This is a genomic window from Pediococcus siamensis, assembly GCF_047220215.1.
Taxonomy (GTDB): Bacteria; Bacillota; Bacilli; order Lactobacillales; family Lactobacillaceae; genus Pediococcus; species Pediococcus siamensis.
Genome location: NZ_CP178375.1, coordinates 1,491,549 through 1,503,690, shown reverse-complemented (window position 1 = coordinate 1,503,690; position 12,142 = coordinate 1,491,549). Strand labels below are relative to the sequence as shown.

Here is a 12,142-nt window from a genome sequence, read left to right as displayed (position 1 = left end):
GTGAATGAAAGAATTCTAATTGTAGATGATGAACCTTCAATTGTCACCCTGCTTACTTACAATTTGAATGAAGCTGGTTATCAGGTCGCTAGTGTGGGTTCTGGTGCCGATGCGTTAACATGGCTTCAACACAATTCGGCTAATCTGGTGGTCATGGATTTGATGTTACCCGGAATGGACGGCTTGGAAACTATTCGGCATATTCGTAAACAGTTCAACGACATTGCTATTATTATTTTGACAGCTAAAAATAATGAATTAGACAAAATTGTGGGGTTTGAAATTGGCGCCGATGATTATCTCACTAAGCCATTTAGTCCGCGCGAATTAGTGGCCCGTGTTAAGGCTATTTTGCGCAGAACGGAAAAAGCAAGCCGGGCTGAACCTGTTATTCAAACTGGTCGTGCCCTTCGTCAGGTGGGCGATTTGGTGTTGGATGTTGATCGCTACGAAGTTTTGAAAAATAATAAAAAGGTCGCTTTGACGCCCAATGAGTATAAATTGTTGGTTTATTTGTGGGATCACGCAAACCATGTTTTAAATCGGGAACGTATTTTAAATGCTGTGTGGGGTTATGATTATGCAGGGCAGACACGAATGGTCGATATCCACATTAGTCATTTGCGTGATAAAATTGAAGATGATCCGAAAAATGCAAAATTAATTCTAACAGTGAGAGGCTTTGGCTATGAATTCAATACAAAAGAGAATGCTGAATAGAACCCTGCGTTTTTGTTTAACGAGCTTTATTGGGAATCTATCGATGGCATTTCTCGTACTAAAGGCGGTGCAAAAGGGACAACATAGCTTTAGTACACAAGAAATCAACTACATCTTGTTATTTGCCATTACAATTTTTGTCACGGCAATTGAGGTGGTTGTTTATTGGAGCAACTTGCGGCAATCACAGTTGCGCCAGGATGCATTAAATGAAAAATTGCAGGAAGTTTTGAAGGGCGAAAAAGCCAGTCAGATTGTTCTCCCGAAGGATGATCCTTTCTATGAACTCACCATGACGGTAAATAAAATTGAAGCGCATGATCGTCATCAAATTCATAATTTGAGTAATCAGGGCAAAGAGCTTAAGGCAATTGTGAATAATTTGCCAGTGGGCGTTTTTGTGATTAATCGACATCGAGAAGTACAGCTGGCCAATCCGGCGACGGTTGACCTCTTGCAGCTGCAAATTCAGTCTGATCCTCATCCATACACGCTGGATATTAAGCAGAGTGAATTGCAGAAGTTGATTGAGCGGACTTTTGAGACGAAGCGCGATCACCATCAAACGATTCATTTGAAACGTGAACCGAGCGAAAAAGTGATTGAAGCTTCTGTTGTCTATAATAAACAAGTGCATCATCGCTATGAAGTGATTGTCTTGCTTTATGATATTACCGAAGCCTGGACTGTTGAACAAATGCAGCTTAATTTTGTGAGCAACGCAAGTCATGAATTGCGCACGCCAATCACCGCAATTTCAGGTTTTGCGGAAACGTTGATGAACGGTGCCAAAAATGACCCGGACAAGTTGGACGAATTTCTCAGAATTATTCAAAAGGAAAGTCGCAAACTGGTCCGCTTAACAGAAGACATTCTGTCAATCTCGCGAACCCAGTCCGATGACCCCCAGTCACTGCAAATTGATGATTGTAATTTAGCGGCATTGAGTCAAGAAGAAATTAAGTTGTTGCACCGCGGGATGCAGCTTCATCAAGTGGAAGTTGTCAATCAAATTCCCGAAAACGTTACGGTTCAATCCGATTCTCAGCAGTTAGGTCAGATCATTAAAAATTTGGTGGCTAATGGTATCCGTTATAATCATCCGCATGGGCAAGTCAGTCTTTCCTATAGCGAAACGACTAATCGCTGGCAGTTAATTGTGGCGGATGATGGTATTGGAATCGCACCCGAAGAACAACATAAGGTATTTGAACGTTTCTACCGTGTTAGTGCGAACAAACCAGGTGAACTGGTTAGCGGCACCGGCCTTGGGCTCCCAATTGTGGCGGAAAGTGTCAAAAATCTAGGTGGCGAAATTCGACTTGAATCAGCCTTGGGAAAGGGTTCAAAATTTATTTTGACCTTTCCAAAACAGTGGCAGCCGAACCGCGACTATTAAAATTTAAATTTATCCCCAGAAGCAATTCGTTGTTTCTGGGGATTTTTTATTTGGGGATCTTTACATAATCTTTACATGAACCATACAAGACCTAAACACATAGTTGGTAAACTCAAGATGTAACGTCGAGAGGGGATGGAACGGATGAAAAGAAAAATTGGGTTCATTTTAACATTACTTGTTGCATTCATTGGTGTGGCGGGGTGCGGTCGTCGCCAAAGTCACACAATCACAGTGGTCGGATCGACAGCTTTACAACCATTAGTTGAACGGGCGGCCAGCAATTATCAACTTAAAAATACAAATGTTAATATTACGGTTCAGGGAGGTGGTTCGGGGACTGGCCTCAGTCAAGTCCAAGCTGGAGCTGTGACAATTGGAAATTCTGATGTATTTGCTGAAGACCAGGCCGGAATTAAGGCCAGCGCTTTAGTTGACCATAAGGTTGCTGTTGTTGGCATTACACCAGTTGTGAATAAAAAAGTCACGGTTTCCAACCTCAGCCGGCAGCAATTAGCCAAGATTTTCACTGGAAAAATTACGAATTGGCGTCAGGTGGGCGGCCAGAATCAAAAAATTACGGTCATCAACCGTGCCCAAGGCAGTGGAATTCGTAACTCCTTTGAGAAAATTATTTTAGCGGGCAAACAGGCAGTTCGCTCACAAGAACAGGATTCAAACGGTACGGTTCAAAAAATTGTGGCAGCAACACCAGGTGCCATTAGTTATACTTCATTCTCGTATGTCAATGATCAGGTTAAGGCCTTGAAGTTGGACGGGGTGAAGCCGATTGCTAAAAATGTGGAAACGAATCAGTGGCCAATTTGGTCTTATGAACACATGTACACCAAAGGCAAACCGGATAAACAAACACAGCAATTCTTAAATTATATTCATTCCAAAAAAATGCAAAAAGAACTGATAACGGATCTGGGATATATTTCGATTCATGATATGCAGGTTACTCGCGATCGATACGGAAATATCCACAAACGATAGAAGGAAGTGTGAAAAACTTGAATGAAATTAAACGGCAATTAACAAAATCTTCAAAGGCAACTAGACAAGATCGATACGGGCGACTCATTGCCTTTGTCTGTACGCTTTTAATTAGTTTACTGGTTGTGTCAATCTTCTATCTGGTGGCATCACGAGGCTTGGCAACCTTTTTTGAGGGTCACATTTCGGTATGGGACTTTTTGACCCACCAAAACTGGAATCCTGGTCAAGTTAGTCAGGATGGAACGCCAGCTGTCGGTGCGTTGCCGATGATTGTGGGTTCGTTTTCAGTGACCATTTTGGCAGCCTTACTCGCAACCCCATTTGCGATTGCAATGGCTCTTTTTATGACTGAAATTGCACCTAAACGGGGGCAGCGAGTTTTACAACCGGTGATCGAGTTGCTGGTTGGAATCCCATCTGTGGTTTATGGATTTGTCGGGTTAACAATCATTGTACCGGCAGTCCGGGCCCTATTTGGGGGGACTGGATTTGGAATTTTAGCCGGAACGTTAGTCTTGTTCGTGATGGTCCTCCCAACGATTACCTCGATGTACGTCGATAGTTTAAGGGCCGTTCCCCGCTTTTATCGCGAAGCTGCTTTAGCCTTAGGAGCGACCCGCTGGCAAACAATCTATAAAGTTGTGTTACGGGCCTCAGTTCCTGGGATGTTAACCGCAATTATTTTTGGGATGGCACGGGCATTTGGTGAAGCCCTGGCGGTACAAATGGTGATCGGCAATGCTTCACTACTTCCTCATAACCTAATTTCACCGGCGTCAACGCTAACTAGTGTCTTGACGACAGGAATTGGGAATACCGTAATGGGGACGTTACCAAACAACGCATTGTGGTCACTGGCATTGATTCTTTTACTGATGTCCTTAGGCTTTAATCTGCTGGTTCGCTTAATCGGACGCAAAGGGAGGCTAACAAAATGAATGCAAAAACAATCGATAAACTGGCGACGGCCGTTATTACTTTTTTAGTGGGTATCGTGGTCCTCATCTTGGTTGCCCTGATTGGCTACATTTTGATTACTGGTCTGCCCCATATTTCCTGGCACTTTTTAACTTCACCTTCGCAAGCCTTCCTGAGCGGCGGGGGAATTGGAGATCAACTGTTTAATTCTTTTTATCTTTTAGTACTAACATTACTTATTTCATTCCCAATCGCTTTGGGAGCTGGTATATATCTGTACGAATATGCTCCTAAAAATTGGGTAACAAACACGATTCGCGTGGCCATTGAAGTTTTAAGCTCATTGCCTTCGGTTGTCGTTGGTTTGTTTGGCTTCCTCCTGTTTGTGGTGGAGTTTAAGCTCGGTTTTTCTATCTTATCAGGTGCAATTGCCTTAACTTTCTTTAACTTACCGCTTTTGACGCGTAGTGTTGAAAATTCACTGGCCGCTGTCCCTAAGCTGCAGCGCGAGGCCGGCCTTGCATTAGGATTTTCACGTTGGCAAACCATTTTGGGAGTCATTTTTCCAGAAGCCTTGCCCGGAATTTTAACCGCGATCATTTTGAGTGCGGGACGAATTTTTGGCGAAGCCGCAGCTTTAATCTATACGGCTGGTCAAAGTGCGCCGATGCTTGACTTTGCCAACTGGAATCCATTCAGTCCGACCAGTCCGCTTAATCCAATGCGGCCGGCGGAAACATTGGCGGTTCACATTTGGAAGATCAATTCAGAAGGTATCATGCCAGATGCCAGTGCGGTTTCGGCGGGTGCCTCAGCGGTTTTAATCCTGGCGGTATTGATCTTTAATTTTTCTGCCCGGTGGTTAGGTAAACGCATTTATCAAAAAGTAACAGCATCAAAATAATATGTGAGGTGAGTGGCTTGAAAACCTATAACTTGGAAGAAAATTACGTCAAAAGCTTCGATTCTGGGACAACGGCATTGGGATTAGAAACCAAAGCCCTGCAAGTTTTTTATGGTGATTATCACGCGTTACACGATGGTACCTTGCAATTTCCGAAAAATGGTATTACCGCCTTGATTGGAGCCTCTGGATCGGGGAAATCAACTTTTCTGCGGTGCCTTAATCGCATGAACGATGACATTGCGACAGTCAAAGGCGAAATCTTATATCAGGGAATTAACATTAATGCTCCTGAAATCAATGTGTATGAAATGCGCAAACATGTTGGTATGGTTTTTCAACGACCCAATCCGTTTGCAAAATCTATTTTTAAAAATATTGCCTACCCACTGCAAAAATCGGGGATCCGTTCTAAAACAGAAATAACGGAACGCGTTGAAAAAAGTTTACGACAGGCAGCGCTTTGGGACGAAGTCAAAGATGATTTAAATCGTAGTGCCTTATCGCTGTCGGGGGGCCAGCAACAACGACTCTGTATTGCCCGAACCCTGTCGATGAATCCGGACGTTTTGTTATTAGATGAGCCAGCCAGTGCATTGGATCCGATTTCAACGGCTAAGCTGGAACAGGCCCTGCGTGAATTGCAAGCCCACTACACGATCATTATGGTGACGCACAGCATGCAACAGGCCTCACGAATTAGCGATTATACCGCGTTCTTTCATATGGGGCATATTTTGGAATTTGACCGTACGGAAAAAATTTTTACCAAACCACATATTCAAGCAACAGAAGACTATATTTCGGGGAACTTTGGGTAGTGAACAGGAAAGGAGACACGCATGACAAATGTAATTACAGCACGTAATACGCGACTTTATTATGGCGAACATGAAGCTTTACACGGCATTGATCTTGATTTTCCTGAGCACCAAATCACTGCACTGATCGGGCCATCAGGTTCCGGAAAGTCAACTTTTCTAAGGTGCTTGAATCGGATGAATGATCTTGTGGCTGGCGTTACCATCACGGGTAGTTTAAAATTAGATGGTAAGGACATCTATAGTCCGCAAACGGATGTGGTGGAACTGCGTAAACATGTGGGGATGGTCTTTCAACAACCAAACCCATTTCCATTTTCCGTATTTGACAACGTTGCGTTCGGCTTACGGTTAGCAGGTATTAAAGATCAGGCCATGATTCGTCAACGGGTGGAAACCAGTCTTAAACAAGCCGCGGTGTGGGATGAAGTGAAAGACAAGCTTACCGAAAATGCCCTTGCTTTTTCCGGGGGCCAACAGCAGCGGATTTGTATTGCTCGGGTGCTGGCCGTGCAGCCAGAGATCATTCTAATGGATGAACCAACCAGCGCGTTAGACCCGGTTTCAGCAGGGAAGATTGAGGATTTATTGTTGGATTTACACGATAAATTCACAATTGTCATTGTGACCCACAATATGCAGCAAGCATCGCGGATTTCTGATCGTACGGCTTTCTTTTTAGACGGCAAATTGGTTGAAGCCGGTTCGACAAAGCAACTGTTTATGGCACCGAAGCAGGATGCAACTAGCGATTACCTGAACGGAAAGTTCGGATAGACTGGAGGATTTTACAATGCGCGGAATCTTTGAAGATGAATTAAAAAAATTGCACGGTAAATTTACCGAAATGGGAATTAATGTGAGCGAGGCAATTTATCGGGCATCAAAATCTTTTATTGATCACGATAAGGCACTTGCCCAGCAAGTTATTGATCATGATGAGGCGATTAATGAAGAAGAAATCAAATTAGAAGATCAGGCGCTAATGTTGATGGCTTTGCAGCAGCCGGTCGCAACCGATTTTCGGCGCATCATTATTGTGTTGAAAGCAAGTTCTGATTTGGAACGTATTGGGGACCACGCAGTCGGGATTGCCCGGGAGTCAATTGAGCTAAAGGGTGAGCATCGCGTTTCTGAAATTGAAAATGATATTGCGGAAATGACGAACACAGTTCGGGCAATGCTTGAAGAGGTCTTGGATGCCTATGTCAAAGAAGACGAGGTTGGCGCTAAGAAAATTGCCAATGCAAATCAGGAGATTGATGCGGCATACGCCCAGGTGCGTGAAAAGATTATTCAAATGATGAAGCAGGATGCCAAAATCATTACAGGTAGCACTAGCTATCTGATGGTGGCAAGCTATCTTGAGCGGATTGGTGATCATATTAGCAATATTGCGGAATGGGTAGTTTATAACAAGACGGGTCATCTGGCTGAACTAACCCCTGACCATCATCCGGAAGAAAAATAACCTGGCATAAACTTGGTAGAAAAGTTAAGAATCTATCAAGTTTTTTAATACAAAATTGGCACGAGAGCGGGTTTCAAGGACACGTGAGTGATCTTGGTCAGTGACAAAGGTGAAGAAACCCGTGTAGCACGCCTATTTCTGGATACACGGCTCGTTTCAAACGAAATAGGATCACTACTGAATTCAAAAAGGTTAAGTTTGCCAATTTAGCGTCACAAGCTGTAGAATGTAACTAATAAACATCTTGAGGTGAATAATCATGAAATCGAACTCTAAACGAAAATTTACAAAATCAAATAGTCGGATGGTATCAGGCGTTTTAGGCGGAATTGCCAATTATTTTGCAATTGACGCCTCAATTGTCCGGATCGTCTTTGTGGTCTTAACGCTCTTTACACACGTTTTGCCAGGGGTGCTCATCTATGCCCTGTTGGCATGGCTGATGCCAGAAAGTCAAGAGCAGCATACAAGTGGGTTTACTGAAAACTTCTTTACAGGATTTGGCCAGCCACAACAAAGTTCACGGTCACGTAAACGAAAAATTATTAAAAATGTGCAAGAAGAAGACGATCCTAATACCAAACATCATGATGAATAAGGCTTTGAATGAAGGAGTGGACTAACGAATGAGATTTTGGCAAAGAGTAGTCGTTGATGCAATTTTATTTGTTGCATTAGCAGGGTTTTATCGCAACAGTGGTAGTTTTGTGGTCACAAACGTCTGGGTGGCATTAGGCGCAAGCTTGGTCCTGGCTATTTTAAACGCGTCTATCAAACCGTTTTTACAATTGATATCTTTACCAATTACTATCCTGACGCTAGGATTGTTCAGTATTGTGATTAACGCAATCATTCTTCAATTAACGTCATTGTTAGTCGGCCCAGCTAGTTTTTATTTTTCGTCTTTTGGAATGACAATGTGGATTGCGCTGCTCATGTCGATTTTAAATGCGATAATTTCAAACTATTTTATGAACCGGTAAATTTGCGGGAGGTAAAGGTTTTGGCAGATAGTGTAAAAGTAGCAGAACTTGTAAAAGCAACAAGGTTGGATGTGTATTCAGGTAAGGATTTTTTAGATCAACGGAATATCACGGTTAGCGATATTTCGCGGCCCGGTTTGGAATTAACCGGGTATTTTAATTTCTACCCCCATGAACGGGTGCAGTTATTTGGCCGCACAGAGATTTCGTATGCTAAGGGCAGTATGACCAGCGAGGAACGCCGTGATGTCTATCAACGAATGGCACATGATGATACGCCGGCTTTTGTGATTTCACGCGGACTCCCCATTCCTGAAGAATTGACCAAGGCTGCTAAGGCCAAAAACATTCCTGTCTTGGGTTCAGCACTGCCGACTTCACGACTTTTAAGTAACATGACAAATTTTTTGGAAGGTAAATTGGCTGAAAGGCAGTCGATTCATGGTGAATTGGTTGATATCTATGGATTAGGGGTTTTGATTACCGGCGATTCTGGTGTAGGTAAAAGTGAAACCGCCCTTGAGTTAGTCAAACGTGGCCATCGGTTGATTGCGGATGATCGCGTTGATGTTTATCAGCAAGACGAGCAGACTTTGGTGGGGGAAGCTCCTAAAATTCTACGTCATCTCCTGGAAATTCGTGGTGTCGGCATTATTGACGTTATGAATTTGTTTGGTGCGGGTGCCGTACGAACGGAAACGGATATTAACTTAATCGTGCACCTTGAAAACTGGGATGATAACAAGCAGTTTGATCGGCTCGGAAATGGTCAACAAACGCGCAAATTCTTTGATGTTGAAATTCCTCGTATCGTGATTCCGGTACGTACCGGACGTAACTTGGCGGTCATTATTGAGTCGGCGGCCATGAATTTCCGTGCAAAAAACATGGGATATGATGCTACCAAAGTATTTGATGATAATTTGAACGAATTGATTAAAGACAATTCTAAGAATAATTAGGAGATGACGGGCGTGAATTATTTATTAGGGGCGCTCAACCCAATTGCTTTGAAGTTGGGGCCCTTTGAAATCCATTGGTATGGCGTCATCATTGCCAGTGCGGTGGTTCTGGCAACTTTCTTAGCCGTACGGGAAGGTAAAAGAAGACGGATCAATCCCGATGACATCTATGACATGATCTTGTGGGCATTGCCAGTGGCGTTAATTTCAGCGCGAGCTTACTACGTCATTTTTGAGTGGTCCTACTATTCTCAGCATCCTGACCAGATTATCGCTATTTGGGATGGCGGAATTGCCATCTATGGTTCCTTAATCGGTGCCGGGTTAGTCGTGTATTTTTTCTGCCGATCGAAATGGATTCCGGTCTGGTTAATGTTAGATGTTGCCGGACCAGTCGTCTTGATGGCACAAGGGATTGGCCGCTGGGGAAACTTTATGAATCAAGAAGCTTTTGGTCGGGTCACTTCCTTGCAGTTTTTGCAAAATTTACATATTCCGCATTTTATTATTCAACAGATGTTTATTGACGGCGCTTATCGGCAACCCACCTTCCTGTATGAATCGCTGTGGGATTTACTCGGGTTTGTGCTTATCATGAGTTTCCGCCATCGTAAACATCTTTTTAAGCAGGGGGAAGTTTTCCTAAGCTATGTCATCTGGTATTCTTTTGGACGTTTTTTTATTGAAGGCATGCGAACGGATAGCTTAATGATTGGCAATGTTTTACGGGTTTCACAGCTATTATCACTTGTTTTGTTTATTGGGGGACTTGTCTTATGGTTCACGCGCCGGAAAAGATTGCAAAACAACCCGTGGTATTTGGATGGAAACGAATTAAATCCGCAGAAGAGTTGAGTAATCGTTAAGAGTGTAAGATAATGGTAAAGTAGATCAGAAAATGATTATTGTAAGGAGTCATATTAATGTCTGAGAAAATTGCGGTTTTAGGTGCAGGTTCATGGGGAAGTATTTTGGCCAACTTGCTGACAGAGAATGGAAACGATGTCCGCGTTTGGTCCAATGCACCTGAACAGGTTAAGGAATTAAACGAGAAACACACCAATGAACACTATGTACCAGGTTTCAAGTATTCTGAAAAATTAGTGGCTTATGATGATTTAAAAGCCGCACTTGATGGGGTTTCAGTTGTTTTATTCGTTGTACCAACAAAAGTGATGCGGCTTGTTGCTAATCAAATGGTGGCAGTGTTAGAGGAAACTGGTAATCAGCCGATTATTGTCCATGCAAGTAAGGGACTCGAATTGGGCACGCATAAGCGCCTTTCGCAAGTTTTGGAAGAAGAAATTCCAGAAAAGAATCGGGAAGCTATTGTGGTTCTATCCGGTCCGAGCCATGCCGAAGAGGTAGCAAAAAAAGATATTACCTTGGTTACTGCGGCAAGTGCGAATGTGCAGGCCGCCAAAAAAGTGCAACAATTGTTTATGAATAAGTATTTCCGTGTTTATACCAATGACGATGTGATTGGGGTTGAAACGGGCGCAGCTTTGAAAAACATTATTGCGCTAGGTGCCGGTGCGCTTCATGGTCTTGGCTATGGCGATGACGCTAAGGCCGCTTTGATGACCCGCGGTCTTGCTGAAATCAGTCGGTTAGGTGTTGCACTGGGGGCCAAACCATTGACGTTTATCGGGTTGTCCGGGGTCGGTGATTTAATTGTTACCGCAACCAGTGTACATTCGCGAAACTGGCGTGCTGGTAATGAATTGGGTCAAGGGATGCCACTAAAGGAAGTTATTGACACCATGGGCATGGTTATTGAAGGCATTCCTTCCACGCAGGCCGCATATGAACTTGCCAAGCAAAATCATATTGAGATGCCGATTACAAATGCGATCTACGACGTTTTGTATAATGGTAAAGATGTCAAAACAGCCATCGAAGAATTAATGGATCGTGAAGGTAAGCCCGAAATTGATTAGGTAGTTTGTTAGATTAAATAAAAACTTTTACAAAAAGGGAGAATTTGTTTATGTCAGATAGAGTTAGAAAAGCTGTTATTCCTGCTGCCGGATTAGGAACTAGATTTTTACCCGCAACCAAGGCTTCGCCAAAAGAGATGCTGCCCATTGTTGATAAACCAACTATTCAATTCATCGTCGAAGAGGCACGGAAATCAGGAATTGAAGATATTTTGATTGTTACTGGTAAGGGGAAACGTGCCATTGAAGATCATTTCGATTCCGTTCCTGAATTGGAAAATAACTTAAAAGCTAAACATAAAGACAATCTTTTAAAATTAGTAGAAGAGACAACTGATATCAATTTGTACTTTATCCGTCAGTCACACCCACGGGGCTTAGGAGATGCGGTCTTAACTGCAAAAGATTTTGTGGGTGATGAACCATTCGTAGTCATGTTGGGTGACGACTTGATGGAAGATAAAGTGCCGTTGACTAAGCAACTGATGAATTCCTATGATGAAACTCACGCTTCCACATTAGCTGTGATGCAAGTGCCCCATAAAGAAGTATCAAAATATGGAGTTATTAAACCACAGGCGAAGGTTAAATCTGACTTATTTAACGTTGAGAGCTTCGTGGAAAAACCAAGTCCAGAAGAGGCACCAAGTGATTATGCCATTATTGGGCGCTACCTCTTAACACCAGAGATTTTTGATGTTTTGGAACATCAAAAACCTGGTAAGGGTAATGAGGTTCAGTTGACGGATGCGATTAACGAATTAAATAAAACGCAACGGGTGTTTGCCCACGTCTTCACAGGAGACCGTCATGATGTCGGAAATAAGTTTGGTTTCTTGAAAACCAACATTCAATATGGGCTTCAACATCCGGAAGTCCGTGATGACTTGCGCGAATATATTAAGCAGCTGGGCAGTCAGCTAAGTGCAGAAGATAAAGCTTCCAAAAAAACAAGCAAATAAAATTAACGCATTGGTTTGATCTGAAAAAGTAGGTCAACGACCAGATGGCGATTTTAATGC

The 12,142-nt window shown here is 43.0% G+C and carries 14 protein-coding genes; all 14 read left to right on the top strand.

Translation table 11 applies throughout. The features are described 5' to 3' along the window. The 14 genes from ACLJJ6_RS07375 to galU all read left to right on the top strand — a co-directional run bounded on the left by ACLJJ6_RS07375 (position 1) and on the right by galU (position 12,082). Complete coding sequence (locus ACLJJ6_RS07375) at positions 1 to 720, top strand: response regulator transcription factor (protein WP_412988647.1); 720 nt, start codon at positions 1 to 3, stop codon at positions 718 to 720. A 43-nt stretch (positions 721 to 763) separates the two neighbouring features. Then, positions 764 to 2,119, top strand: a complete 1,356-nt coding sequence (locus tag ACLJJ6_RS07370) for an ATP-binding protein (protein WP_412988645.1) — start codon at positions 764 to 766, stop codon at positions 2,117 to 2,119. A 135-nt stretch (positions 2,120 to 2,254) separates the two neighbouring features. Further along, positions 2,255 to 3,118 carry a phosphate ABC transporter substrate-binding protein PstS family protein gene (locus ACLJJ6_RS07365; RefSeq protein WP_412988643.1) on the top strand — a complete coding sequence of 288 codons (864 nt, stop codon included), beginning with the start codon at positions 2,255 to 2,257 and terminating at the stop codon, positions 3,116 to 3,118. Between the two features lie 17 nt (positions 3,119 to 3,135). After that, positions 3,136 to 4,059, top strand: a complete 924-nt coding sequence (pstC, locus tag ACLJJ6_RS07360) for a phosphate ABC transporter permease subunit PstC (protein WP_412988642.1) — start codon at positions 3,136 to 3,138, stop codon at positions 4,057 to 4,059. Then, the gene (gene pstA, locus ACLJJ6_RS07355; RefSeq protein WP_412988640.1) at positions 4,056 to 4,943 is read left to right on the top strand and encodes a phosphate ABC transporter permease PstA; all 888 of its coding nucleotides are present in this window, start codon (positions 4,056 to 4,058) and stop codon (positions 4,941 to 4,943) included. Before pstC ends, pstA begins: the two co-directional genes overlap by 4 nt. A 17-nt stretch (positions 4,944 to 4,960) precedes the next feature. Beyond that, the gene (pstB, locus tag ACLJJ6_RS07350; RefSeq protein ID WP_412988638.1) at positions 4,961 to 5,764 is read left to right on the top strand and encodes a phosphate ABC transporter ATP-binding protein PstB; all 804 of its coding nucleotides are present in this window, start codon (positions 4,961 to 4,963) and stop codon (positions 5,762 to 5,764) included. Positions 5,765 to 5,785: 21 nt separating this feature from the next. Beyond that, entirely contained in the window at positions 5,786 to 6,541 is a 756-nt protein-coding gene (gene pstB / locus ACLJJ6_RS07345; RefSeq protein ID WP_412988636.1) for a phosphate ABC transporter ATP-binding protein PstB, read from the top strand. 16 nt (positions 6,542 to 6,557) lie between these two features. Next, on the top strand, positions 6,558 to 7,235 hold the full coding sequence (gene phoU, locus ACLJJ6_RS07340) for a phosphate signaling complex protein PhoU (RefSeq protein WP_412988634.1): 678 nt from the start codon (positions 6,558 to 6,560) through the stop codon (positions 7,233 to 7,235). 259 nt (positions 7,236 to 7,494) lie between these two features. Further along, on the top strand, positions 7,495 to 7,833 hold the full coding sequence (locus ACLJJ6_RS07335; RefSeq protein WP_412988632.1) for a PspC domain-containing protein: 339 nt from the start codon (positions 7,495 to 7,497) through the stop codon (positions 7,831 to 7,833). A 28-nt stretch (positions 7,834 to 7,861) separates the two neighbouring features. Further along, positions 7,862 to 8,218, top strand: coding sequence for a phage holin family protein (locus tag ACLJJ6_RS07330; protein WP_412988631.1), 357 nt, complete (start codon positions 7,862 to 7,864; stop codon positions 8,216 to 8,218). A 20-nt stretch (positions 8,219 to 8,238) separates the two neighbouring features. Beyond that, on the top strand, positions 8,239 to 9,180 hold the full coding sequence (gene hprK / locus ACLJJ6_RS07325; protein ID WP_412988630.1) for an HPr(Ser) kinase/phosphatase: 942 nt from the start codon (positions 8,239 to 8,241) through the stop codon (positions 9,178 to 9,180). Positions 9,181 to 9,192: 12 nt separating this feature from the next. Then, positions 9,193 to 10,035, top strand: coding sequence for a prolipoprotein diacylglyceryl transferase (gene lgt / locus ACLJJ6_RS07320; protein ID WP_412988628.1), 843 nt, complete (start codon positions 9,193 to 9,195; stop codon positions 10,033 to 10,035). A gap of 68 nt (positions 10,036 to 10,103) precedes the next feature. Beyond that, on the top strand, positions 10,104 to 11,120 hold the full coding sequence (locus ACLJJ6_RS07315; protein WP_412988626.1) for an NAD(P)H-dependent glycerol-3-phosphate dehydrogenase: 1,017 nt from the start codon (positions 10,104 to 10,106) through the stop codon (positions 11,118 to 11,120). A 50-nt stretch (positions 11,121 to 11,170) separates the two neighbouring features. After that, positions 11,171 to 12,082: a UTP--glucose-1-phosphate uridylyltransferase GalU gene (gene galU, locus ACLJJ6_RS07310; RefSeq protein WP_412988624.1), complete on the top strand. Its 912-nt coding sequence runs from the start codon at positions 11,171 to 11,173 to the stop codon at positions 12,080 to 12,082. The last annotated feature ends 60 nt before the right edge of the window (positions 12,083 to 12,142 follow it).

Bases quoted from the DNA above. Each gene is read 5' to 3' on its own strand.
- ACLJJ6_RS07335 (WP_412988632.1), top strand. From the start codon at position 7,495: ATGAAATCGAACTCTAAACGAAAATTTACAAAATCAAATAGTCGGATG.
- phoU (WP_412988634.1), top strand. From the start codon at position 6,558: ATGCGCGGAATCTTTGAAGATGAATTAAAAAAATTGCACGGTAAATTT.
- ACLJJ6_RS07365 (WP_412988643.1), top strand. From the start codon at position 2,255: ATGGAACGGATGAAAAGAAAAATTGGGTTCATTTTAACATTACTTGTT.
- ACLJJ6_RS07330 (WP_412988631.1), top strand. From the start codon at position 7,862: ATGAGATTTTGGCAAAGAGTAGTCGTTGATGCAATTTTATTTGTTGCA.
- pstA (WP_412988640.1), top strand. From the start codon at position 4,056: ATGAATGCAAAAACAATCGATAAACTGGCGACGGCCGTTATTACTTTT.
- ACLJJ6_RS07315 (WP_412988626.1), top strand. From the start codon at position 10,104: ATGTCTGAGAAAATTGCGGTTTTAGGTGCAGGTTCATGGGGAAGTATT.
- ACLJJ6_RS07370 (WP_412988645.1), top strand. From the start codon at position 764: ATGGCATTTCTCGTACTAAAGGCGGTGCAAAAGGGACAACATAGCTTT.
- pstB (WP_412988636.1), top strand. From the start codon at position 5,786: ATGACAAATGTAATTACAGCACGTAATACGCGACTTTATTATGGCGAA.
- galU (WP_412988624.1), top strand. From the start codon at position 11,171: ATGTCAGATAGAGTTAGAAAAGCTGTTATTCCTGCTGCCGGATTAGGA.